General features: G+C 54.6%; 25 protein-coding genes and 1 other annotated feature. All 25 genes read left to right on the top strand.

Annotated elements, in window-relative coordinates:
- Positions 1–91: 91 nt before the first annotated feature.
- A complete protein-coding gene (gene ftsL / locus BRO54_RS08300) occupies positions 92–448 on the top strand; it encodes a cell division protein FtsL (protein WP_042380219.1) in 357 nt (118 codons plus the stop codon).
- A gap of 6 nt (positions 449–454) precedes the next feature.
- A complete protein-coding gene (locus BRO54_RS08295; protein ID WP_074043659.1) occupies positions 455–2665 on the top strand; it encodes a penicillin-binding protein in 2211 nt (736 codons plus the stop codon).
- Positions 2666–2736: 71 nt separating this feature from the next.
- Positions 2737–4671, top strand: a complete 1935-nt coding sequence (locus BRO54_RS08290; RefSeq protein WP_074043658.1) for a stage V sporulation protein D — start codon at positions 2737–2739, stop codon at positions 4669–4671.
- Between the two features lie 112 nt (positions 4672–4783).
- The gene (locus BRO54_RS08285; RefSeq protein ID WP_042380050.1) at positions 4784–6253 is read left to right on the top strand and encodes a UDP-N-acetylmuramoyl-L-alanyl-D-glutamate--2,6-diaminopimelate ligase; all 1470 of its coding nucleotides are present in this window, start codon (positions 4784–4786) and stop codon (positions 6251–6253) included.
- Positions 6250–6705: a hypothetical protein gene (locus BRO54_RS08280; protein ID WP_042380048.1), complete on the top strand. Its 456-nt coding sequence runs from the start codon at positions 6250–6252 to the stop codon at positions 6703–6705. Before BRO54_RS08285 ends, BRO54_RS08280 begins: the two co-directional genes overlap by 4 nt.
- Complete coding sequence (gene mraY / locus BRO54_RS08275) at positions 6690–7664, top strand: phospho-N-acetylmuramoyl-pentapeptide-transferase (RefSeq protein WP_042380044.1); 975 nt, start codon at positions 6690–6692, stop codon at positions 7662–7664. The genes BRO54_RS08280 and mraY overlap by 16 nt, the downstream gene beginning before the upstream one ends.
- Positions 7665–9020: a UDP-N-acetylmuramoyl-L-alanine--D-glutamate ligase gene (murD, locus tag BRO54_RS08270; RefSeq protein WP_042380041.1), complete on the top strand. Its 1356-nt coding sequence runs from the start codon at positions 7665–7667 to the stop codon at positions 9018–9020.
- Positions 9021–9073: 53 nt separating this feature from the next.
- Positions 9074–10174 carry a stage V sporulation protein E gene (spoVE, locus tag BRO54_RS08265; RefSeq protein WP_042380039.1) on the top strand — a complete coding sequence of 367 codons (1101 nt, stop codon included), beginning with the start codon at positions 9074–9076 and terminating at the stop codon, positions 10172–10174.
- Positions 10175–10390: 216 nt separating this feature from the next.
- A complete protein-coding gene (divIB, locus tag BRO54_RS08255) occupies positions 10391–11176 on the top strand; it encodes a cell division protein DivIB (protein ID WP_193408807.1) in 786 nt (261 codons plus the stop codon).
- The gene (locus BRO54_RS08250; RefSeq protein WP_042380033.1) at positions 11157–11861 is read left to right on the top strand and encodes a DUF881 domain-containing protein; all 705 of its coding nucleotides are present in this window, start codon (positions 11157–11159) and stop codon (positions 11859–11861) included. Before divIB ends, BRO54_RS08250 begins: the two co-directional genes overlap by 20 nt.
- A 28-nt stretch (positions 11862–11889) precedes the next feature.
- Positions 11890–12606 (top strand): DUF881 domain-containing protein, encoded by a 717-nt coding sequence (locus BRO54_RS08245; RefSeq protein WP_074043656.1) that lies wholly within the window; start codon positions 11890–11892, stop codon positions 12604–12606.
- 1 nt (position 12607) lies between these two features.
- On the top strand, positions 12608–12970 hold the full coding sequence (locus BRO54_RS08240) for a small basic family protein (protein ID WP_042380027.1): 363 nt from the start codon (positions 12608–12610) through the stop codon (positions 12968–12970).
- A 196-nt stretch (positions 12971–13166) separates the two neighbouring features.
- Positions 13167–14435 (top strand): cell division protein FtsA, encoded by a 1269-nt coding sequence (ftsA, locus tag BRO54_RS08235; RefSeq protein ID WP_074043669.1) that lies wholly within the window; start codon positions 13167–13169, stop codon positions 14433–14435.
- Between the two features lie 27 nt (positions 14436–14462).
- A complete protein-coding gene (gene ftsZ / locus BRO54_RS08230; RefSeq protein ID WP_011230625.1) occupies positions 14463–15596 on the top strand; it encodes a cell division protein FtsZ in 1134 nt (377 codons plus the stop codon).
- 273 nt (positions 15597–15869) lie between these two features.
- Complete coding sequence (gene spoIIGA / locus BRO54_RS08225) at positions 15870–16784, top strand: sigma-E processing peptidase SpoIIGA (RefSeq protein WP_042380020.1); 915 nt, start codon at positions 15870–15872, stop codon at positions 16782–16784.
- A gap of 53 nt (positions 16785–16837) precedes the next feature.
- Positions 16838–17557, top strand: coding sequence for an RNA polymerase sporulation sigma factor SigE (gene sigE, locus BRO54_RS08220; RefSeq protein ID WP_025949771.1), 720 nt, complete (start codon positions 16838–16840; stop codon positions 17555–17557).
- A 119-nt stretch (positions 17558–17676) separates the two neighbouring features.
- Positions 17677–18456: an RNA polymerase sporulation sigma factor SigG gene (gene sigG / locus BRO54_RS08215; protein WP_011230628.1), complete on the top strand. Its 780-nt coding sequence runs from the start codon at positions 17677–17679 to the stop codon at positions 18454–18456.
- A 96-nt stretch (positions 18457–18552) separates the two neighbouring features.
- Positions 18553–18795, top strand: a complete 243-nt coding sequence (locus tag BRO54_RS08210; RefSeq protein WP_013145837.1) for a YlmC/YmxH family sporulation protein — start codon at positions 18553–18555, stop codon at positions 18793–18795.
- Between the two features lie 136 nt (positions 18796–18931).
- Positions 18932–19756 carry a peptidoglycan editing factor PgeF gene (gene pgeF, locus BRO54_RS08205; RefSeq protein ID WP_042380213.1) on the top strand — a complete coding sequence of 275 codons (825 nt, stop codon included), beginning with the start codon at positions 18932–18934 and terminating at the stop codon, positions 19754–19756.
- Entirely contained in the window at positions 19753–20427 is a 675-nt protein-coding gene (locus BRO54_RS08200; protein ID WP_074043655.1) for a YggS family pyridoxal phosphate-dependent enzyme, read from the top strand. The genes pgeF and BRO54_RS08200 overlap by 4 nt, the downstream gene beginning before the upstream one ends.
- Before the next feature lie 13 nt (positions 20428–20440).
- On the top strand, positions 20441–20869 hold the full coding sequence (locus tag BRO54_RS08195; protein ID WP_044731803.1) for a cell division protein SepF: 429 nt from the start codon (positions 20441–20443) through the stop codon (positions 20867–20869).
- 3 nt (positions 20870–20872) lie between these two features.
- A complete protein-coding gene (locus BRO54_RS08190) occupies positions 20873–21145 on the top strand; it encodes a YggT family protein (RefSeq protein WP_042380003.1) in 273 nt (90 codons plus the stop codon).
- Positions 21146–21265: 120 nt separating this feature from the next.
- Positions 21266–22039, top strand: coding sequence for a YlmH family RNA-binding protein (locus BRO54_RS08185; RefSeq protein ID WP_042380000.1), 774 nt, complete (start codon positions 21266–21268; stop codon positions 22037–22039).
- A gap of 77 nt (positions 22040–22116) precedes the next feature.
- Positions 22117–22629 (top strand): DivIVA domain-containing protein, encoded by a 513-nt coding sequence (locus BRO54_RS08180; protein WP_025949776.1) that lies wholly within the window; start codon positions 22117–22119, stop codon positions 22627–22629.
- A gap of 97 nt (positions 22630–22726) precedes the next feature.
- Positions 22727–22947 (top strand) — a binding site (T-box leader).
- A gap of 41 nt (positions 22948–22988) precedes the next feature.
- The coding region (locus tag BRO54_RS08175) for a class I tRNA ligase family protein (protein ID WP_139268050.1) at positions 22989–23565 on the top strand (577 nt) is incomplete at its 3' end.

The raw sequence follows: 23565 nt of genomic DNA, 5'->3' as shown, positions 1-23565 counted from the left end.
CAAAAACAGCGGAGAAACACAACCGATTTTCATGCAGGAGCCGCCCATTGCGGCGAAAAACGAATGAATGGAGAAACAGGAGGGGAAAGCTGTGAATGATGCAGCAGTCAAAGCCGCGCGTGAACAACGACATCCGGCGGCACCGCCAAGCCCGAAGCCGCGGCGGAAGCAGCGCTTTCGCCCGTCGCTGGCTGAAAAGCTGCTGTTTATGTTGTTTTTCCTGTTTGTCTTCTATGCGGCGGTTCACATCGTCTCGAACCAAGTGCGCATTTACGAACTGAACAAAGGGGTGCAAAAGCTCGAGGCGTCGATTGACGAGCAGAAAAAGGAGAACAATGACTTATATGTCGAGGTGCAACGGCTGAGCGCGTACGAGCGCATTTTGCAAAAGGCGAAAGAGCTTGGTTTGTCGCTCAACGAAAACCATGTGAAAGTTGTGCAGGAATGATCGGCGATGGAGGCAAGAAAGCATCGCAACACCCATCAGGGAGCGTTCATCCTGTTTTGCCTGTTCGGCTTCCTCTTTTCTCTGTTGTTCGTCCGCTTTGTGCAGCTTGGATGGACCGGCAAAGCGGACGGCCAAACACTGGCTGTGATCGCGGAGCGGCAGCATCAACAAACGCGAACGATCGAGGCGAAGCGCGGAACGATTTTCGACCGCAACGGCTCCATTTTGGCTGAAGATGTGCCATCCTATACGGTTGTGGCCATTTTGGATCCGAAGATGACAACCGATCCGGATCATCCGCGCCATGTGGTCGATCCGAAAAAAACAGCGGAACAACTCGCCCCGTTGCTTGGCATGGACGTCGAGGCGATGGAACGCATTTTGACCAAAAAAGCGAAGCAAGTCGAGTTCGGTTCCTACGGCCGCAACATCAGTTTTGAGCTGAAGCGAAAAATCGAAGCGCTCCATTTGCCAGGCATCGCCTTCATCCGCGACACGAGCCGGTTTTATCCGAACGGCATGTTTGCGTCGCACGTCATCGGCTATGCGCAAAAAGATGCAGCCAACGAAACGGTCGGCAAAATGGGAGTGGAAAAAGAGCTTGACCGGTATTTGCGCGAAGAAGACGGCTATGTGTCGTTTGCCGGCGACATAAACGGCTTCCGCCTTCCGGGGGGAAAGGAGCGCATTGTTAAGCCGGACAATGGGGCAAACGTCTATCTGACGATTGACGGAAAGATTCAATCATTTTTGGAAGATGCGATGAACAGTGTCGAGAAGCAATACAAGCCGAAAAAAATGATCGCCATCGTCGCCGATCCAAAAACAGGGAAGATTTTGGCGATGGCGACGCGTCCGAGCTTCGACCCAAACAAGCGCGATATTACGAACTTTTTAAATGACGCTATTTCCTATCCGTATGAGCCGGGATCGACGATGAAAGTGTTCACGCTCGCGGCGGCCATCAATGAAGGGGTGTATAACGGCAACGAAACGTATCGCTCTGGTTCCTACAAAGTGGGGCCGAATACGATTCGCGACCATAACGATGTCGGCTGGGGGACGATCACGTTTAATGAAGGGGTGCAACGCTCCTCAAACGTCGCCTTTTCGATTTTAGTGAAAGAAAAGCTTGGCGAAGATCGGTTTTTGCAATATTTGCACCGTTTCCATTTCGACCGGAAAACGGACATCGATTTGCCGAACGAAGCGGTCGGGCAAATCCGCTACCGTTATCCGATTGAACGGATTACGACCGGATTCGGCCAAGGGACATCGGTGACGCCGATCCAGCAAATCCAAGCGGCGACGGCGATCGCCAACGATGGGAAAATGATGAAGCCGTATGTCATCGAGAAAGTCGTCGACCCAGACAGCGGCAAAGTCGTGCTCGATCATGAGCCGACCGTGGTCGGCGAGCCGATTACGGCGGAAACCGCGCGCAAAGTGCGCGCCATTTTAGAGACGGTCGTCACGTCCGAGCACGGCACCGGCCGTCCGTACCAAATCAACGGCTACCGCGTCGCCGGCAAAACGGGGACGGCGCAAATTCCGTCGGCTTCCGGGGGCTATTTGACCGGACGGGAAAACTACATTTTTTCGTTTTTAGGCATGGCGCCGACGGATGATCCGAAGCTTCTCATGTATGTCGCTGTCCAACAGCCGCACCTCGATGTGACCGAAACCGGAGCGGCGCCGGTGTCGCAAATTTTTACGACGGTGATGAAAAGCAGTTTGCAATATTTGCATATTGAACCGAACGGGGAAAAACGAATGAAAGCAAAGACTGCGGAACCGCAGGCGCTTGATTCATGGATCGGCCAGCCGGCGGCTTCGGCAGCAGAGCAGCTGAAGGAAAAAGGATATGTGCCGGTCGTGATCGGCCGCGGCAAGTATGTTGAGCAGCAGCTTCCGCAAGGCGGCGATCACGTTCTTTTGGGCGAACGGGTCGTGTTGAAAACGGACGGGGCGGCAACGATGCCAGATTTGCGCGGCTTCTCGCTGCGCGACGCTATGAAAGTGGCCAACGTTCTCGGCTTGCGGCCGAGCACGAAAGGGAGCGGCTATGTCGTCAGCCAAAACATTCGTCCGGGAGCGGAGGTGCGCAAAGGCGATTATTTAATCGTTGAATTGGCTCCGCCGCGCCAATGGGAGAAAGCGGCGGCGGAGAAGAAGAAAGAGGCGGCCGAGCGGAAAGAAGCCGAGCCGCACGAATGATTTTTGCCGTTCTATAACGGGGCGTACAAGCATATAGTGGAACGAGCCCACCATGAAGGAGGTTCCGCCATATGCGCGTATCGTACGTTACCGTGCGCAAGCGGTTGACGATCGTGTTTTTGATCGGGATTTTGATCTTTGCCATTATCGATCTCCGTCTCGGCTACGTCCAATTTTGGCTCGGCGATATGTTAGCGGAACGGGCGAAAGGGCTATGGGGCCGGAACATTCCGTTTGAGCCGAAGCGAGGCGAAATTTTGGACCGCAACGGCGTCCCGCTGGCGACGAACATGAGCGCGCCGACGGTGTATGTCATTCCGCGGCAAGTCAAAAACCCGGCAGAGGCGGCGAAAAAGCTGGCCGGGGTGTTGGGCGGTTCGGTCGAATCCATCTATAAACAAATCACGCAAAAAACGTCGATCGTCCGCCTGAAAGAAGGGCGGAAAATTTCCGATGAAAAAGCGGTGAATGTGCGCGCCCTCAACTTGGATGGGGTGTATATCGCTGAAGATACGAAGCGCTACTATCCGTTTGGCAGCTATTTGTCGCACGTGCTCGGCTTCACCGGCATTGACAACCAAGGGCTCACCGGGTTGGAGCTGTATTATGACAAGGAACTGAGGGGCGAGCGCGGCTCCGTGCAGTTTTATTCCGATGCGAAAGGGCGGCGCATGCCCGATATAGCTGATGACTATACGCCGCCGACTGACGGCTTGAATTTGGTGTTGACGATCGATTCGCGCATTCAGACGATCATTGAGCGCGAACTTGACATCGCAGAGGCGAAATACAATCCGGAGGGCATCATCGCTATCGCCATGGACCCGAACACGGGTGAAATTTTGGCGATGGCGAGCCGGCCGACGTTCAATCCAGCGGATTACCGGAGCGTTCCTCCGGAAATTTACAACCGCAACTTGCCGATTTGGAGCACGTACGAACCGGGATCGACGTTTAAAATCATTACGCTGGCCGCGGCGCTTGAGGAACATAAGGTGAATTTGCTGAAAGACCATTTCTTTGACCCGGGCTACGCCAAAGTAGCCGGCGCTACGCTTCGCTGCTGGAAAAAAGGCGGCCACGGCGATCAGACGTTTTTGGAAGTCGTGCAAAACTCGTGCAACCCGGGGTTTGTCGAACTTGGCGAGCGGCTTGGAAAGGAGACGTTGTTTCGTTACATTAAGCAATTCGGTTTTGGTGAGAAAACGGGCATCGACTTGCAAGGCGAAGGAACAGGCATTTTGTTTGATTTGAAACGGGTCGGGCCGGTGGAACTGGCAACGACGGCGTTTGGCCAAGGGGTGTCGGTGACGCCGATCCAGCAAGTCGCTGCCGTGTCGGCGGCAATCAATGGCGGCATTTTGTATACTCCGTACATTGCCAAGCAGTGGGTCGACCCGGAAACAGGAGAGATCGTCCGCCGCAACACGCCAAAGGCGAAACGGCGCGTCATTTCCGAGGAAACATCGAAACAAGTCCGCTACGCACTTGAGAGCGTCGTCGCTCAAGGAACAGGGAAAAAGGCGTATGTCGAAGGGTACCGTGTCGGCGGAAAAACGGGAACGGCGCAAAAGGCGCAAGGCGGCCGCTATTTGCAAAACAACCATATCGTTTCGTTCATCGGCTTCGCTCCGGCGGATGATCCGAAGCTTGTCGTGTACGTCGCCGTCGACAACCCGAAAGGAACGGTTCAGTTCGGCGGCACGGTCGCTGCGCCGATCGTTGGGAAAATTATGGAAGACAGCTTGCGGATTATGGGCGTGAAACCGCGCCAAGACCAGCTTGCGAAAGAGCGTGACTGGAATGAGCCGAAAGTGATTGAGGTGCCGAACTTGATCGGATTGACAAAAAATGATTTGCAAGAGCAGCTTTTTGACTTAAAATTAGATGTTAGTGGCGAGGGAGATGTCGTTGTTGAACAATCCCCGAAGCCAGGGGCGAAAGTGAAAGAAGGCTCAACGGTCCGCATTTATTTGGCGAAACGCGAAGCGGCGGAAGAACGGTAAGACGAACGTGCAAGGGGCGACCGATGCGATGACACATCGGGTTGGTTGTGCCCCTTTTTCCGCTGTCTGCCTAACGGAGCGGACGATTTCGAAGCGAAAGGGATGAACGAACATGAAACTGCTGACGCTGCTGTCACACTTGCCCGGTTTTTGGGTGCACGATGGAGGCAATCCCGATATCGTGGCGCTCGAAATGGACTCGCGCCGCGTTGCCCCCGGTTCTCTCTTTTTTTGCCTTAAAGGGTTTACAGTAGACGGACACGACTTTGCCGAGGAAGCGGTGGCGCGCGGAGCGGCGGCGGTCGTGGCCGAGCGTCCGCTTTCCGTCGATGTTCCAGTCGTTCTCGTGCCGGACAGCCGGCGGGCGATGGCGATTTTAGCGGACGCGTTTTACGGGCAACCGACCCACCGCCTTCATTTAATCGGAGTAACGGGCACAAACGGCAAGACGACGACAACGTCGATCATTGAACAAATCGCGAGAAAAGCCGGCAAGAAAACAGGGCTCATTGGCACGGTTCACATCAAGGTCGGCGACCGCTCCTATCCGGCGGCCAATACGACGCCGGAGTCGCTCATTTTGCAGCGCACGTTTAAACAGATGGTCGATGAAGGAGTGGAGTTTGTCGCCATGGAAGTGTCGTCGCATGCGCTGCACCAAGGTCGGGTGCATGGCTGCGATTACGATGTGGCCGTCTTTACGAACTTAACGCAAGACCATTTGGATTATCACGGGACAATGGAAGAATACCGGAACGCCAAAGGGCTTTTGTTTGCCCAGCTCGGCAACCGCTACGACAAACGGCGGCCGAAATTCGCCGTTCTCAATCATGACGATCCGGTTTCGCAATATTATAAACATATGACGGCCGCGCCGATCGTCACATACGGCATGAAGGAAAAAAGCGATGTGATGGCGGAACAGATCCGCATGACCGCAGGCGGCATGGCGTTTCGGCTTTGCACGCCGCACGGGTCGGCGGCGGTCGAAACGAAACTTGTCGGCTCGTTCAATGTCTATAACATTCTCGCTGCTGTCGCGGCCTGTCTTGCCTCTGGCTTTTCGCTTGAAATGATCGCCGCGGCGCTTGCGGATGTCGAGCCGGTGCCGGGGCGGTTTGAAACGGTCGATGAAGGGCAAAACTTTACGATCATCGTCGATTACGCCCACACGCCGGACAGTTTAGAAAACGCCTTAAAAACGGTGCGCCAATTGGCGAAGCGAAACGTGTATGTCGTCATCGGCTGCGGCGGCGACCGCGACCGGTCGAAACGGCCGCTCATGGCGCAGGTGGCGGTGCGGTATGCGGATGTCGCCGTTTTTACCTCCGACAATCCGCGTTCGGAAGATCCGAAGCAAATTTTGTGCGACATGGAAGCGGGAGTAAGAACTGAGATAGGGATGCATGTGACGATTCCTGACCGTGAAGAGGCGATCCGCTACGCCATTGGCCAGGCGCAGGAAGGCGATGTTGTGTTGATTGCCGGCAAAGGGCATGAAACGTATCAAATCATCGGCGATGACGTGATCGACTTTGATGATCGCGCCGTCGCCCGGAGAGCGGTGAAGGAGAGAGGATGACGATGATCGCATACAGGATGGTGCAATCGATTGCGGTGGAGGTGCGCGGCATTGTTGATGAAACGATCCGCTTTCACGCCGTGTTCGTCAACCCAGCCAAACAAGTGAAAAAAGGGTTGTTCGTTCCGCTCGAAAACGGGGCGGAAACATTGAAAACGGCGATTGAACACGGAGCGATCGCTTCATTTTGGCGTCTGGGCGAGCCGTTGCCGCGCTACATTCCAAATCAATTTCCGATCTTTTTCGTTCCGTCGCCGCTCGAGGCGGCAGCGGCATTGCTTGAGCGGTATTTAGAGCAAGGCGGCGAGGGGGACGCGCAGTTTTTCTTCGCGCTCCCCGAAGGCAGCTCCCTTGCTGATGCGGCCGTGCGCCGCCGGCTCATCGAATTGAAGAATCGGTGGATGGATGCCCGGCCGGCCAAAGGATGTGATGATGCATGCCAGAACGAGTGATCGTGATTGCGATGGTGGTTTCCTTTTTGATCACCGTCATGTTGTCCCCGCTGTTCATCCCGTTTTTGCGGCGGCTGAAATTCGGACAAAGCATCCGCGAGGAAGGACCGAAGTCGCATCAAAAAAAATCAGGCACGCCGACGATGGGCGGCATCATGATTTTGTTGGCGATTGTGGCGACGACCTTATGGATCACGCCGAAAATCGCCGACTTGTCGACGAGGACGTATTTGCTGCTGTTGGTCACCGTCGGCTATGGGGTGCTCGGCTTCCTCGACGATATGATCAAAGTCGTGATGAAGCGAAATCTCGGCTTGACAAGCCGGCAAAAATTTATCGGCCAGCTCCTTATCGCAGCCATCTTTTTTGCCGTCTACCGCCAAAGCGGCTTTTCGACGGCGTTACATATTCCCGGCGCCGATTGGTCGGTCGACCTCGGTTGGGCGTACGGCGTGCTCTTGTTGTTCATGCTTGTCGGCGGCTCGAACGCCGTCAACTTGACCGACGGTCTTGACGGGCTGCTTGCTGGAACGGCAGCGATCGCCTTTGGCGCTTATGCCGTCTTGGCTTGGAATCAAGGCCAGTACGATGTCGCCGTATTTTGCGTCGCCGTTGTTGGCGCCGTGCTTGGCTTTTTAGTGTTTAACGCCCACCCGGCGAAAGTGTTTATGGGCGACACCGGCTCGCTCGCGCTTGGCGGGGCGATCGCCGCTGTCGCTGTCCTGACGAAGCTTGAGCTGTTGCTTGTCATCATCGGCGGTGTGTTTGTCATCGAGACGCTGTCGGTCATCATTCAAGTGGCTTCGTTCAAAACGACAGGACGGCGCGTGTTCCGCATGAGTCCGCTTCATCATCATTATGAGCTTGTCGGCTGGTCGGAATGGCGGATCGTTGTGACGTTTTGGGCCGTCGGCCTTTTATTTGCGATGCTAGGAATTTATATCGAGGTGTGGATGTAATTGAAACCGACTCGTTTTTACCAACATCGTCGTGTGCTTGTCATTGGATTGGCGAAAAGCGGAGCGGCGGCAGCTCGGCTTCTTGCGGAGTTAGGCGCTAGGGTCGTCGTCAATGATCAAAAGCCGCTTTCGGAAAACATGGAGGCCAAGCAGCTTGAACCGCTCGGCATTCGCGTCGTTTGCGGCGGCCATCCGCTTGAACTGCTTGATGAGCCGTTTGACCTTGTCGTGAAAAACCCGGGCATTCCGTACACGAACCCGATGGTGAAAAAGGCGCTTGAGAAGGGGCTTCCGGTCGTGACCGAAGTGGAGCTTGCTTATCACATTTCCGAAGGGCCGTTTATCGGCATCACCGGGTCCAACGGAAAAACGACGACGACGACGCTCATTTATGAAATGTTAAAAGCGGACGGCCAAGATCCGCTGCTTGCCGGCAACATCGGCCTTGTCGCCTGCGAGGTGGCGAGGGAAGCGAAGATGGGGCAATGGCTTGTCACGGAACTGTCTTCGTTCCAGCTTGCCGGCATTGACAAGTTTCGCCCGGCCATTGCTGTTTTGCTCAATATTTTCGACGCCCACTTGGACTACCACGGAACGAAAGAGGCGTATGCAGCGGCAAAGGCGAACATTTTCCGCAACCAAACGGAGCGCGATTATGCCGTCGTCAATGCCGACGATCCGCTCGTGATGGACATTGCCTCATCGGTTCGATCGCAAAAAGTGCTGTTTTCGGCGACGAAGCCTCTCGGCGAAGGGGCGTACGTTCAAGACGGCGCCATCTATTGGAGCGGTGATCTAGTTATGAGAATCGCTGACATCGTTCTTCCTGGCCAGCACAATTTGGAAAACATTTTAGCGGCGGTGGCGGCCGCCAAGCTGGCCGGCGCCAGTGATGAGGCGATCCGCCAAGTGCTGGCGACGTTTTCCGGCGTGAAACATCGGCTTCAGTATGTGGCGGAAATTGACGGCCGGCGGTTTTACAACGATTCGAAGGCGACGAACATCTTAGCGACGCAAAAGGCGCTTTCGGCGTTTGCCGGCGAGCCGGTCATTTTGTTGGCCGGCGGGCTTGACCGCGGCAATGAGTTTGATGATCTCCTCCCGTATTTGCAACAGGTGAAGGCGGTCGTGCTGTTCGGCCAGACGGCGGACAAAATCGGCCGCATCGCCCAAAAAGCGGGAATAGAAACGATCCGATATGTCGATAATGTGGAAAAAGCCGTCCCGGTTGCTTTCGAGCTTTCCGAGCCGGGCGACGTCATTTTGCTCTCTCCAGCATGCGCCAGCTGGGATCAATACAAAACTTTCGAGGAGAGAGGGGACATTTTTATCAACGCCGTGCATAAGTTGAAATAGAGGGAAAGGGACAGCCCTTTCCCTCTAGTTTACGAAAATAGAGGTGTTGGGCATTGCCGCGGAAAAAGTCTGCGCCGGATTTTTTGCTCATTATTTTGACGTTTTCGCTCTTGGCCATCGGACTCATTATGGTGTACAGCGCGAGCGCCATTTGGGCGGAATACAAATTCAATGATTCGTTTTTCTTCGCCAAGCGCCAACTATTGTTTGCGGGTGTCGGCATTATCGCTATGTTTTTTGTCATGAATATCGATTATTGGGTGTGGCGCGACTGGTCGAAAGTGCTGCTTGGCGTCTGTTTTGTGTTGCTCGTTCTTGTGCTCATCCCCGGCATCGGCATGGTTCGCAACGGGTCACGCAGCTGGATCGGCGTCGGGGCGTTTTCGATCCAGCCGTCCGAGTTTATGAAGCTGGCCATGATCGCTTTTTTGGCCAAATATTTATCGGAAAACCAAAAAAAAATTACGTCGTTTAAACAAGGGTTGTTGCCGGCGCTGGCGCTTGTGTTTGCTGCGTTCGGCATGATTATGCTGCAGCCGGACTTAGGGACGGGCACCGTCATGGTCGGTACGTGCGTGACGATGATTTTCGTCGCCGGCGCCCGTCTCAGCCATTTTGCCGGGCTTGGCGTATTGGGGCTCGCTGGGCTTGCCGCCCTGATCCTGTCGGCTCCATATCGAATCAAGCGGATTACATCGTTTTTAAACCCGTGGGAAGATCCGCTCGGAAGCGGATTTCAAATCATCCAGTCGCTGTACGCCATTGGGCCGGGCGGCTTGTTCGGCCTTGGGCTCGGGCAGAGCCGACAAAAGTTTTTTTACTTGCCGGAGCCGCAAACCGACTTTATTTTCGCCATTTTAGCTGAGGAGCTCGGCTTTATCGGCGGTTCGCTCGTCCTCCTGCTCTTTGCCCTTCTTCTTTGGCGCGGCGTGCGCATCGCCCTTGGCGCCCCTGACTTGTACGGAAGCTTTTTGGCGCTTGGCATTATTTCGATGATCGCCATTCAAGTGATGATCAATATCGGCGTTGTGACGGGATTGATGCCCGTCACCGGCATCACCCTCCCGTTTTTAAGCTACGGCGGATCGTCGCTGACATTGATGCTTATGGCCATCGGCGTGCTGCTTAACATCAGCAGGCATGCCCGCTATTAGGCAAGCGGCGGATGTCCGCCATTTTTTCTTGGCGTCTCTCGAACGCAGCCCATCGTCGAACGGTGCCGGCAAATGCGATAAAAACAGGCTCTCTCTTGCATTCTATTTGTGATATAATGAAAACAAGTGCAAAAAACAAAGAAACGGCAGTGGATGCCGTTTGTTTTTATACCGATCGTTTCAGCGCGGGCGTTGAAGAAGAAAGCGGGGAATGCGATGGAAAAAGGAAAAGTCGTCGTCCTGGAGGACCGCGTGCCGAAACTGAAGGAGCGGCGACGCCAGAAAGCGAACCGCCGGCTCATTGCGTACTTGTTCTTCTTTTTTCTGTTTATCTTGTGCGTCCTTTACTTTCAATCGCCGCTCAGTGCGGTAAGGCATGTGGAAGTGAGCGGCAACCGCCATCTCTCAGCGGAGCGCATCATCAGTTTAAGCGGCATTACAAAGCGGACAAGCTTTTGGAAAGTGAATGAACAAAACGTGGAAGCAAAGCTCACTCGCCATCCAGAAATTAAGGAGGCCACAGTGGAAAAACAGCTGCCGAACACGATCGCCATCCACGTCCGCGAATGGCGGCGAATCGCTTATGTGTATGACCGGCAAACGTTTTTTCCGCTGCTAGAAAATGGGCGGCTGTTAAAGCAGGAAGGGACGAAGACGGCTCCGAGCGATGCGCCAGTGTTAGTCGGCTGGAAAGACGGCGACGCCATTGCTGAAATGACGGGGCAGCTCGCCGAACTGCCAGCGGCGGTGCTGGGCGCCATGTCGGAAATTCACTACAAGCCGACTAGGGAATATGAAGACCGCGTCATCGTCTACATGAATGACGGTTATGAAGTAAGCGCGACAATCCGGCAATTTGCGGACAAGCTGTCGCATTATCCGGCGATTGCCGCCGCGCTTGACCGAAACGTCAAAGGAGTCATTCATTTGGAAGTCGGCAACTATTTTGTTCCTTACACCCCCCCGAAAAAGGAGGATGGCGATGAAACGACAAGCCCGTAGCCGCCTCCTGCTGACGTTGATCTGCTTGATCTTCGGCGCCATGCTCGGGTTTTCGTACCAACATGCGAAAAACGAAGCATCTCGCCGCGAATGGAGCGACAGCGAGTGGAAAAAAGAGTACGAATATCGCTCGGCGCTTCTTGCTTTGCAAAAAGAAAACCGGTCGCTCAAGCAGCAGCTTGTCAAAAAGCAGGAGGAGCTGGCCGCATGGGAGAAGAAGCTGGCTGAGGAGCAGGCGAACGAGGCCGGATTGGCAAAAGAAGCGGAACAGCTGCGCATGCATGTCGGAAAAGCGAGGGTGAAAGGGAAAGGTGTAGCAGTCACCCTTTCCGATTCCTCTTATATCCCCTCTGAAGCGAGCGCTACCGATTATATCGTTCATGAACAGCACGTATGGAAAGTTGTTCACGAGCTGCTCATTTCCGGCGCCGAAGCGGTCGCCATTAATGGACAGCGCATTTCCCACCGTTCATATATCGTCTGCAACGGCCCAGTCATTGAGGTCGATGGGACGCAGCATGCCGCCCCGTTTGTCATTTCGGCCATTGGCAATCCGGACGTGCTCATGTCCGCTCTAGAGCTTCCCGGCGGCATCGTCGACGAACTTGTCGAAGACCATATCGACGTAAAAGTGGAAAAGCAAGGAGCTATCGTGTTGGATCCGGTGTTTGCGCCCCAGCCGTAAAACGGGCGGGAAAGGGCGGTGAAGCGCATTGGAACGGAGAAGTCAATTCTATTTTGCCGGCGTAGCTGCCATATTCGGCGTGATGCTGGCCGTCGGACTGCGGACGACGCTATCCCCGGAAGGGCGCGACACGCGCGACATTTGGGAGCTGCGCGCCGATTTGACGAAAGAGCAGAAGCTTGAACAGCGGCTGCTTGAGGAGCTAGAGAGTTACGAGGAAATATTGCGCCGCTACCGGCAGGAATACGAGGCGGGCGGCGCCACGGAGCTTGAGGCGACGGTCGCGGAGCTGAGGGAAGAAGCCGGGCTGACAGAAGTGAGAGGAAGCGGTCTCGTGTTGACGATCGCTCCGCTTTCGTCGGCCGGCTACGTCGGTCCGGCCGTTGCTACCGTATCGCCTGAGCTATTGCAACGGTTAGTGAATGAGTTGAACAAATACGGGGCGAAAGAAATCGCCATCGACGGTGAGCGGCTGACGAATCGGACGGCCATTCGCGAGGTCAATGGTGCAACGAAAGTCGGGAGCCGCTCAATGAGGCTGCCAGTCGAAGTGAGAGCAATCGCCGATGATGCGGACAAGCTATACAGTGGGCTCGCCGTTTCGCCGATTCGCGATGATTTCGCCGTGGAAAACTTGGAGCTGTCAATATCCAAGCCTCAACCGCTCGTTGTCATTCCGCCCGCGGCTAGCCGCCCTGATGTGAAATACATGGAGACAGCGAACGGCGGCAAGGAGGAGAAATAGCATGTGGCTCCCGCTTTTTGGATTGCTTCTTGGGTTTGCCATCGGCGTTCTCGCCGGCTGGGAAGTTCCCGATGAATATTCCAATTATTTGTCGATTGCCATTTTAGCCGCCTTTGATACATTAATAGGAGGATGGCGCGCCCACCTGCAGCGGACGTACGACGAAACCGTATTTATAACCGGGTTTTTTTTCAACATTGTTCTGGCCGCAACTTTAACTTTTCTTGGGGTGCATCTTGGTGTAGACTTGTATTTAGCGGCTGTGTTCGCCTTCGGCGTCCGCTTGTTTCAAAACATCGCCATCATCCGCCGCCTTTGGCTTGCCGAGTGGGCCAAGCGGCGGCAAAATCGCGAAAAAAGTTAGGCGAAAGACAGGGAAAGTCTTTTCGCGTGTTGAATTATATGGGGTAAAACAAAATATAGTGTTGTTGCGAAACTCGCAAACTAGACATAGACCAAATAGACAAAGAGATGGGAAATTTCAGCCAAAAAAGGAGGTGTCGCTGCTTACTGAAACGCCGGCCGGCACCGGCGCGTTTTTAGTAGGCAGATGCCAAAAAATGAGCAGCAATGAGATCGTCGTTAGCCTGGATGTCGGAACATCGAGCGTGAAAGTCATCATCGGGGAAATGCTAGGCAGCTCCATCAACATTATCGGGGTGGGCAATGTCAAAGCGGAAGGGCTCAAAAAAGGGGCGATTGTTGATATAGATAAAACGGTGCAGTCGATCAGACGGGCCGTCGAGCAAGCGGAGCGGATGGTCGGCTTATCGATCCGCCGCGTGATCGTCGGGGTGGCCGGCAGCCATATTCAGCTCCATGACTGCCACGGCATCGTCGCCGTCGCGAGCGAAAACCGGGAAATCAGCGATGAAGATGTCGCCCGCGTCATCGATGCCGCGCAAGTCGTCTCCATTCCTCCCGATCGGGAAATCATCGGCGTCGTTCCGCGCCAGTTCATCGTCGACGGATTGGACGGCATTCATGATCCGCGCGGCATGCTTGGCGTCCGCTTGGAAATGGAAGGCACTATGGTGACCGGTGCGAAGACGGTATTACATAATCTCCTTCGCTGTGTGGAGCGGGCAGGCTTGGAAATCAGCGACATTTGTCTTCAGCCGCTGGCGGCCGGTTCGCTCGTGCTGTCCGATGACGAGCGGCATCTAGGGGCGGCGCTCGTTGACCTAGGAGGCGGCTCGACAACGATCGCTGTCTTCGAGCAAGGGGCGTTGCAAGCTGTCTCTTCGCTGCCGGTCGGCGGGGAGCACATTACGAAAGACTTGGCCATTGGATTGCGGACGACAACGGACGATGCCGAAAAAATCAAACTGAAGCACGGACATGCGTTTTACGACTACGCTTCGGAGGAAGAAGTGTTCAGCGTGCCGATTATGGGCACCGATCAACACCAGCAGTTCAGCCAGCTGGAGATCGCCGATATTATTGAGGCGAGGCTGGAAGAAATTTTGCAAATGGTTCAGCAGGAAGTGCGCCGTCTCGGGTTTCGCGATCTTCCCGGCGGCTATGTGCTGACCGGCGGCGTCGCCAATATGCCAGGGTTGCTTGAGCTGGCCCACGTCGTTTTAGGGACGAGCGTCCGCATTGCCATGCCGGATTATATCGGAGTGCGTGACCCGCAGTATACGATCGGCGTTGGCTTGCTCAAGTTCGCCTACCGGCAGGCGCAGCTGCAAGGGAAAACGGTCCCGGCTGCCGCTGCGGTGGAGCCGGTCGAGCGCTCCTCGCCAAAACAGCAGTCGAAACCGAAAAAGAAAGAAGACCATTTTGGGAAGAAGGTCAAGAGATTTTTTGGTTCTTTCTTTGAATAGAGATTGAAATTTTAGGAGGATTTGGCCATGTTGGAGTTTGAGACAACAGTCGATCAGTTGGCAACGATCAAGGTGATTGGAGTCGGGGGCGGCGGCAACAACGCCGTCAATCGGATGATTGAGCATGGGGTGCAAGGTGTAGAGTTTATTGCGGTCAATACGGATGCACAGGCGCTCAACTTGTCGAAGGCGCCGATCAAGCTGCAAATCGGGGCGAAGCTGACACGCGGCTTGGGCGCGGGGGCGAACCCAGAAGTTGGAAAAAAAGCAGCTGAGGAGAGCAAAGAGCAAATTGAAGAAGCGCTTCGCGGCGCCGATATGGTGTTTGTCACCGCTGGCATGGGCGGCGGCACGGGAACTGGCGCTGCCCCGGTCATCGCCCAAATTGCGCGCGAGTTAGGGGCGCTTACGGTCGGCGTTGTTACGCGCCCGTTTACGTTTGAGGGGCGCAAGCGGGCGACGCAGGCCGCAAGCGGCATCGCCGCCATGAAAGAGGCGGTCGATACGCTCATCGTCATTCCGAACGATCGATTGCTTGAGATTGTCGACAAAAATACGCCGATGCTTGAGGCGTTCCGTGAAGCGGATAACGTATTGCGCCAAGGGGTGCAAGGCATTTCCGATTTGATCGCCGTGCCGGGGTTGATCAACCTTGACTTCGCTGATGTGAAGACGATCATGTCGAATAAAGGTTCGGCATTGATGGGTATTGGCATCGCCAGCGGCGAAAACCGAGCTGCTGAGGCAGCAAAAAAAGCCATTTCCAGCCCGCTGTTGGAGACGTCGATCGACGGCGCGCAAGGGGTGCTCATGAACATCACCGGCGGCATGAACTTAAGTTTGTACGAAGTGCAGGAGGCTGCCGACATCGTCGCTTCGGCGGCCGACCAAGAAGTGAACATGATCTTCGGCTCCGTTATTAATGAGAACTTAAAGGACGAGATCATCGTGACGGTCATTGCGACCGGATTCAACGAAAACGTCGCTTCGCAGCCGCGGCCGCCGCGCATTGGCATCGGCACTGTGCCGAAAGCGGCGCCGGCGCCAAAGCGGGAAAAGCGCGAAGAGCCGATACAAGACTATGCGGCGCTCCGCTCGGGGCAAGCAGAAGATCCGCTTGACATTCCCGCTTTCTTGCGCAACCGCAACCGCCGCCGCTAGATGGCGAAACGGGCATGAACAAAACGTTCATGCCCGCTTTTCATATTAGGACCAAAAAATCTCTCGCGTTGGCCGCCCGCTCTCTCGCAACGAAAGGGCGAAAAAGAGAAGGCGGGCTAGGCTTTCGTGCCGGCCGATTTGATCCGCCGTGGTTCCCCCTGTTTTGACAAAACATCTCCTTTTTCACCGCCACCGATTGACAGACTTTCCCTCGCAAGGTGCTATATACTTGTTTCAGACAAAGCCGATATGGGCGGGGGAGGGGCTTGACGGTTGGTCGTCTATCTCGATGTCATTTGGCTGTTGAACGTCTGTTTTGACGCGTTGCTTCTTTGGCTGACGGCGCTCATGCTCAAGCGGCCGATCGTCTGGTGGCGCCTGTTGGCCGGGGCGTTGATCGGTTCGTTGCTTGTCATATTGCTGTTTACCCCATTTTCCGCCATCGCCCAGCACCCGTTGATAAAAGTAGCCGTTTCAGTGTTGATCGTGTGGGCCGCCTTCGGCTTTAAGCGCCCGCGCTATTTGCTTGAGAATATGCTTGCGTTTTACTTTGCCACGTTCGCCGTCGGCGGCGGCATGCTGGCGGTTCATTATTTTTTCGCGCACCAACTGTCCGTACGCCAAGGCATGCTTCTCATGCATCATCCCGGGGCGGGCGATCCGGTCAGCTGGATGTTTGTTGTCATCGGGTTTCCGGTTTTATGGTTTTTTTCCCGCCGAAGGGTGGAGGCGATTCGCGAAAAAAAACTGCGGTTTGAACATATCATTGAGGTCAAGATCGTATGGGACGGGCGGCCGCTTATGCTGCGCGGCTTGATTGACAGCGGCAACCAGCTCGTCGATCCGTTGACAAAAACGCCGGTGATGGTAGTCGAACAGGAAAAAGCGAAGGCCGTGCTTCCTGAAGAGCTATTGGGTTGCCTCAGCGCTCACATGATGCTTGCTTCCCCGCCGGAGCGGTGGGTCCATCTCCTCCGTCTCATTCCGTACCGCGCGGTCGGCAGCGGTCCGCAAATGATGGCGGCGGTCAAGCCAGACCGCATTATGCTTCGGTATGAAAACGAATGGTTGGAAGTAGCGCAAGGGCTTGTGGCGCTAAGCGCTGATCCGCTGTCGACGGATGGGGAGTACGACTGCATCGTCCATCCGAAAATGGTGCAGGCGGGAAGAAAGCTGACCGCTTCGTAGGTTTTGTTTAGTATATCATACTCGCTTTTGATCCGTTTAGAAGGGGGATTTTCATGAAAAAGTGGAAACTTCGCTTCATGTACTGGCTGTATAAGCTTTTGGCCAAGCTCGGCTTGAAGGCGGATGAAATTTATTATATCGGAGGCAGCGAAGCGCTCCCGCCGCCGCTGACAAAAGAAGAAGAGGAGCAGCTGATCGCCAGGCTCGCCGCCGGCGATGACACGGCGAGATCGCTTTTGATCGAACGCAATTTGCGTCTTGTCGTCTACATTGCGCGCAAGTTTGAAAACACCGGCATTCACATTGAAGATTTGATCAGCATTGGAACGATCGGCCTCATTAAGGCGGTCAACACGTTCAACCCGGAGAAGAAGATCAAGCTGGCGACATACGCGTCGCGCTGCATTGAAAACGAAATTTTAATGTATTTGCGCCGCAACAACAAAGTGCGGGCGGAAGTGTCGTTTGATGAACCGCTCAATATCGACTGGGATGGCAACGAGCTGTTGCTTTCCGACGTGTTGGGCACGGAAGACGACGTGATTACGAAAGATTTGGAAGCGGATGTCGACCGGCGCTTGCTGCTCAACGCCTTGCGCCAGCTGAGTGACCGCGAGAAGCAAATTATGGAATTGCGTTTTGGTCTTTCCGGCGGCGAAGAAAAGACGCAAAAAGACGTCGCTGATTTGCTCGGCATTTCGCAATCGTACATATCGCGGCTCGAGAAGCGGATCATTAAACGGTTGCGCAAAGAATTCAATAAAATGATGTAGCGGGCGGCGGGAGCGAAATTCCGCCGCTTTTTCCGCGTCGGACAGGCTGTGCATATTTTTCCCTTCCAAGGAGATACTGAAAACTGACGACTTAGCATCTCCTGATGGGAGGGAACAACTTGACGAGGAACAAAGTTGAGATTTGCGGCGTAGACACTTCGAAGCTTCCCGTCCTCAAAAATGAGGAAATGCGTGAACTGTTTCGACGGATGCATGAGGGGGATTTGGAGGCGAGAGAGAAATTAGTAAACGGCAACTTGCGCCTCGTGTTGAGTGTCATTCAGCGCTTCAACAACCGAGGCGAATTTGTCGATGATTTGTTTCAAGTCGGCTGCATCGGACTTATGAAATCGATTGATAATTTTGACCTCAATCAAAACGTGAAGTTTTCCACTTACGCCGTGCCGATGATCATCGGCGAAATCCGCCGCTATTTGCGCGACAACAACCCGATCCGCGTTTCGCGCTCGCTGCGCGACATCGCCTACAAAGCGTTGCAAGTGCGAGAGCGGCTCATGAGCGAGACGGCGAAAGAACCGTCAACCGAGGAAATTGCCAAAGAACTCGGCGTCGCCCATGAGGAAGTGGTTTTTGCCCTCGATGCCATTCAAGATCCTGTTTCGTTGTTTGAGCCGATTTACAACGACGGCGGCGATCCGATTTACGTGATGGACCAGCTGAGTGATGAGCGCAACCGCGACAGCCAATGGATCGAAGAAATCGCCCTGAAGGAAGGGCTTCGGCGGTTGAATGAGCGGGAAAAAATGATCATCCGCAAACGTTTTTTCCAAGGAAAGACGCAAATGGAAGTGGCCGAGGAAATCGGCATTTCCCAAGCGCAAGTGTCTAGGCTCGAAAAAGCGGCGATCCGGCAAATGAATAAAAACATCCAAGTGTGACAGGCTGCAGGTTGCAGCCTTTTTCTTTGGCACATAACTGCCCATTCGGCGTCATATAGATGAAAAAGAGGGAGAGGAAAGGCGGGGGAAGAAATCGTGATGAGAATTTCCGAATTTCAGACGAAAGATGTCGTCAATGTAGCCAATGGGAAAAAGCTTGGCAATATTGGGGACATTGATATTGATTTAGATACTGGAAAAATCCGCTCGCTCATTATTTTAGGCGCCGGAAAGATGCTCGGGCTGTTCGGCCGCGAAGAGGCGGTCGTCATTCCATGGCAGAACATCGTCAAAATCGGAGCCGATGTTATTTTAGTCCGCCTTCATGATACGGATTGAATCCAGAGGATGGCCTAGGGTTGACAGCAATGTTTCGACAAAATCGCAAATAAAGGTTATCATGGACAAACAAACTATGATAAAATAGGAAAAAAAGTGATAAAAAACTACAAAAAGCAGCGTGAGGTTGACGCGAATGCCGGACATTTTTCAACAAGAAGCCCGCGGCTGGCTCCGCTGCGGGGCGCCTCCGTTTGCTGGAGCCGTCGCTGGATTGACGACGAAACATGGCGGGGAGAGCAAAGGGCCGTTCGCCTCGCTGAATATGGGACTGCATGTCGGCGATGATCGCACGGATGTCGTCAACAACCGCCGGCGCTTGGCGGAATGGCTTGCATTCCCGCTTGAGCGATGGGTGGGTTGCGAGCAAGTGCACGGTGCCGACATTCGGAAAGTGACCAAAAACGAACGGGGGAATGGAGCGCAAGACTTCGCCACAGCGGTTCCGGGAGTCGACGGGTTGTATACAGACGAAGCGGAGGTGTTGCTCGCGCTTTGTTTTGCCGATTGTGTGCCCATTTATTTTGTGGCGCCATCTGCTGGGTTAGTCGGCCTTGCTCATGCCGGATGGCGGGGAACGGCCGGCGGCATCGCTGGTCACATGGTGCGGCTTTGGCAAACGCGCGAACACATCGCGCCGAGCGACATCTATGTTGCCATCGGACCTGCCATCGGTCCGTGCTGTTATACGGTTGACGACCGGGTCGTGGACAGTTTGCGCCCGACGCTTCCTCCGGAAAGCCCGTTGCCATGGCGGGAAACGAGCCCAGGGCAATATGCGCTCGACTTAAAGGAAGCCAACCGGCTTCAGTTGCTCGCGGCTGGCGTTCCGAACAGCCATATTTATGTGTCGGAACGCTGTACAAGCTGTGAGGAAGCGTTGTTTTTTTCCCACCGCCGCGACCGCGGAACGACCGGAAGGATGTTGGCGTTCATTGGCCGAAGGGAGGAAACGACATGACGGTGCGCGACAACTTGGCGGCCATTCGCCGAGAAATCGAGGCGGCCTGCGCTCGCGTCGGCCGCGATCCGGCCGGCGTGCGCATCGTGGCGGTCACCAAATATGTGGATGCAAAGCGGGCGCTCGAGGTGCTTGACGCCGGCATTGCCGATCTCGGCGAAAACCGCTCTGACCAATTGATTGAAAAGCATGAACGGATCGGAAATCAAGCGACGTGGCATTTCATTGGGACGCTTCAGTCGCGCAAAGTCAAAGACATTATTGATAAAGTCGATTACATTCATTCGCTCGACCGCTTGTCGCTCGCGAAAGAAATTGAAAAGCGGGCGGCGAGGCCGGCGAAATGTTTTGTGCAGGTGAACGTCTCAGGAGAGGCGACCAAACACGGGCTCGCCCCCGAAGAAACGATTCCGTTTATTGAACAACTTCGCGCCTTTTCGCGCATCGAAGTCGTCGGATTGATGACGATGGCGCCGCACACCGACGACGAAGCGATATTGCGCGCTTGCTTTCGCCAATTGCGGATGCTGAAGGAACGCGTTCAGGCGTTGGGAATGGCCCATGCGCCATGCACCGAACTGTCAATGGGCATGTCAAACGACTACACGATCGCCATCGAGGAAGGAGCGACGTTTGTGCGCATCGGCAGCGCGCTTGTCGGATCATTGTAGGAGGTGAAACCGGATGGGGTTGATGAAAAAATTTCGCGATTATTTTTTAGAAGAAGATTACGAAGACTATGAAGAAGAATATGAAGCGCCGCAGCCGGAAGAGGAGGCGCCGCCGAAGACGGCAGGCAAGGCGAACGTCGTCAGCTTGCAAAGCGTGCAAAAATCGGCGAAAGTCGTGCTTGCTGAGCCGCGGGTGTATGCGGAGGCGCAGGAGATCGCCGACCATTTGAAAAGCCGGCGCGCGGTCATCGTCAACTTGCAGCGCATCCAGCATGAGCAGGCGAAGCGGATCGTCGACTTTTTAAGCGGCACGGTGTACGCCATTGGCGGCGACATTCAGCAAGTCGGCACGAAAATTTTTTTATGCACCCCGGAAAACGTCGACGTCAGCGGCTCGATTTCGCTCGACGGCGAGGATGACAGACCGATGAAGAGGTGGTAGCCGTTGGATTATGTACTCACGTTTTTGACGACATTGATTCAAGTGTACTCGTATGCGCTGATCATTTATATTTTAATGTCGTGGTTTCCCAATGCGCGTGAAACGCGGTTCGGACAAATGCTTGCCGCCATTTGCGAGCCGTATTTGGAGCCGTTTCGGCGCGTCATTCCGCCGCTTGGCGTCATTGACGTCTCCCCGATCGTCGCTTTTATCGTTCTTGAATTTGCGACAAGAGGGCTTCACGCCCTGTTTGACATTCTTGCGTCGCAGTTTTAGCTGCCGTTTTGTGCGCCGGCGGCGTTCGCTATGGTCGGACGGCAAGAAGCCAATGGGCGGAACTCGCAGGGAGGAATCCGTTGTGGGTTCCTTTCTTCCATGAAAGCAAGGTGACGTCAAGTGGAGCTGTATCAGCATTTTCGCAAAGAGGAACATCCGTTCATTGATCAAGTGCTCGAGTGGAAGGAGATGGTGAGCCGTCAGTACGCTCCGAAGCTGACCGATTTTCTTGATCCGCGTGAGCAGCAAATCGTGCAAAGCATCGTCGGCGGCGCGGAAGATGTGCGCGCGTTCTTTTTCGGCGGCGCCCCGTTTGTCGAGCGGAAGCGGGTGTTTCTCGCCCCGCCGTATATCGACCCTGAGGAAGAGGATTATGGCATTGTACTGTTTGCCGTCCGCTATCCGGCGAAATTCGTTTCCCTTGAACATCGCGACGTGTTGGGGGCGCTGATGTCGCTTGGCTTGCGGCGCGGCAAGTTTGGCGATATTCTCGTTCAAGATGAAGAGATTCAATTTTTCGCCGCCGCTGAAGTCGCCGACTACGTCCGCCTGCATGTCGAAATGATCGGCAAAGCTCCGGTTGCGCTTGAGCCGCTTCCGTTGTCGGCTGCCATGCCGCTTGCCGAAACGTGGGAGGAAGGAACGGTCACGGTTTCTTCTCTAAGGCTCGATGCTGTGCTCGCTCAGGCGTTTCGCCTTGCGCGCGAGAAAGCGCGTGCGCTTGTTGAAAGCGGGCTTGTCAAAGTCAACTGGAAGGTGGTGGACAAGCCTGATTTTCTCTGTGGACCGGGTGATGTGCTGTCGGCGCGGGGCTTTGGCCGCTGCAAGCTGTTTTCGGTGGAAGGGCCGACGAAAAAAGAGCGCTGGCTCGTCCGGATCGGCCGACAAAAATAAGCAAATGACGGCAGGAAATCGGCAAACCGTGTCGAATGAAGTGAAGCAAAGGAATGATGGAGACGGAGGTGGCCGTTGTGCCGTTGACGCCATTAGATATTCACAATAAGGAATTCAGCCGCGGCTTTCGCGGGTATGATGAAGACGAAGTAAACGAGTTTCTCGATCAAGTCATTAAAGACTATGAAATGCTCATCCGTGAAAAAAAGCAACTGGAAGAAAAAGTGGCGGAACTGACGGAAAAGCTGAACTACTTTGCGAACATTGAAGAGACGCTCAATAAGTCGATTCTTGTTGCTCAAGAAGCAGCGGAAGAAGTGAAGCGGAATGCGCAAAAAGAGGCGAAGCTGATCATTAAAGAGGCGGAAAAAAACGCCGAGCGCATCATCAGCGATGCATTGGCGAAATCGCGGAAAATCGCCCTCGAGATCGAGGAGCTGAAGCGGCAGTCGAAAGTGTTCCGCGCCCGTTTCCGCATGCTTGTCGAGGCGCAGCTTGATATGATCAACAGCCGCGATTGGGACGAGTTGATGGAGTATGAGACGCCGGATTTGGAAGAAGGGGCGAAAGAACCGCTGTCTCAGCCTTGACGAACCGAAGCCGTTTCGGTTATAATAATTGGCAAAAATCGCCGCACCAGCCGCCGTGGGAGGCGGTTGGCTTTTTTCAGGATGAATAGCGAAATAGCCATCGACGATGAAAGGGACAGTAGCTCTTGTACGACCGGTCGCAGCGAGCCAGGGGCGGTGGAAGCCTGGCATCGGCGCAAGAGTGAACATCACCCTGGAGTTCCATGCCGAACATCAAGTAGGCCATGGCGCGTCATTCCCGTTACGAATGAAAAGTGGGCTGTGCGTCGTTTGCATGGCCAAGAAGGGTGGTACCGCGAGACCGTTCTCGTCCCTTGCCGGGGGAGAACGGTTTTTTATTTGAAGAGGAGGGAGCAAAGATGGATTACAAAGAAACGCTGCTCATGCCGAAGACCGAGTTTCCGATGCGCGGCAATTTGCCGAAGCGGGAGCCGGAAATGCAAAAAAAATGGGAGGAAATGGACATTTACCGGAAAGTGCAGGAGCGGACGAAAGGACGGCCGCTGTTTGTTCTGCATGACGGCCCGCCGTATGCCAACGGCGACATTCATATGGGGCATGCGCTGAACAAAATTTTAAAAGATATCATCGTCCGCTACAAATCAATGAGCGGCTATTGCGCGCCGTACGTGCCGGGCTGGGATACGCACGGCCTGCCGATCGAAACGGCCCTTGCCAAGCAAGGCGTCGACCGCAAATCGATGAGCGTCGCCGAGTTCCGCAAGCTGTGCGAGCAATACGCGTATGAACAAATCGACAACCAACGCCGGCAGTTCAAGCGGCTCGGCGTGCGCGGCGACTGGGACAACCCGTACATTACGCTCAAACCGGAGTACGAAGCCCAGCAAATTAAAGTGTTTGGCGAAATGGCGAAAAAAGGGCTCATCTACAAAGGGTTGAAGCCGGTCTATTGGTCGCCGTCAAGCGAATCGGCGC

It is taken from the genome of Geobacillus proteiniphilus, from assembly GCF_001908025.1.
GTDB lineage: Bacteria > Bacillota > Bacilli > Bacillales > Anoxybacillaceae > Geobacillus > Geobacillus proteiniphilus.
This window is presented reverse-complemented; position numbering and strand designations above follow the sequence as displayed.

Excerpts from the sequence above, each read along its gene's own strand:
- BRO54_RS08295 (WP_074043659.1), top strand. The coding sequence starts at position 455 with ATGGAGGCAAGAAAGCATCGCAACACCCATCAGGGAGCGTTCATCCTG.
- BRO54_RS08290 (WP_074043658.1), top strand. The coding sequence starts at position 2,737 with ATGCGCGTATCGTACGTTACCGTGCGCAAGCGGTTGACGATCGTGTTT.
- BRO54_RS08285 (WP_042380050.1), top strand. The coding sequence starts at position 4,784 with ATGAAACTGCTGACGCTGCTGTCACACTTGCCCGGTTTTTGGGTGCAC.
- BRO54_RS08280 (WP_042380048.1), top strand. The coding sequence starts at position 6,250 with ATGACGATGATCGCATACAGGATGGTGCAATCGATTGCGGTGGAGGTG.
- mraY (WP_042380044.1), top strand. The coding sequence starts at position 6,690 with ATGCCAGAACGAGTGATCGTGATTGCGATGGTGGTTTCCTTTTTGATC.
- divIB (WP_193408807.1), top strand. The coding sequence starts at position 10,391 with ATGGAAAAAGGAAAAGTCGTCGTCCTGGAGGACCGCGTGCCGAAACTG.
- BRO54_RS08250 (WP_042380033.1), top strand. The coding sequence starts at position 11,157 with ATGAAACGACAAGCCCGTAGCCGCCTCCTGCTGACGTTGATCTGCTTG.
- BRO54_RS08240 (WP_042380027.1), top strand. The coding sequence starts at position 12,608 with ATGTGGCTCCCGCTTTTTGGATTGCTTCTTGGGTTTGCCATCGGCGTT.
- ftsA (WP_074043669.1), top strand. The coding sequence starts at position 13,167 with ATGAGCAGCAATGAGATCGTCGTTAGCCTGGATGTCGGAACATCGAGC.
- ftsZ (WP_011230625.1), top strand. The coding sequence starts at position 14,463 with ATGTTGGAGTTTGAGACAACAGTCGATCAGTTGGCAACGATCAAGGTG.
- sigE (WP_025949771.1), top strand. The coding sequence starts at position 16,838 with ATGAAAAAGTGGAAACTTCGCTTCATGTACTGGCTGTATAAGCTTTTG.
- pgeF (WP_042380213.1), top strand. The coding sequence starts at position 18,932 with ATGCCGGACATTTTTCAACAAGAAGCCCGCGGCTGGCTCCGCTGCGGG.
- BRO54_RS08200 (WP_074043655.1), top strand. The coding sequence starts at position 19,753 with ATGACGGTGCGCGACAACTTGGCGGCCATTCGCCGAGAAATCGAGGCG.
- BRO54_RS08195 (WP_044731803.1), top strand. The coding sequence starts at position 20,441 with ATGGGGTTGATGAAAAAATTTCGCGATTATTTTTTAGAAGAAGATTAC.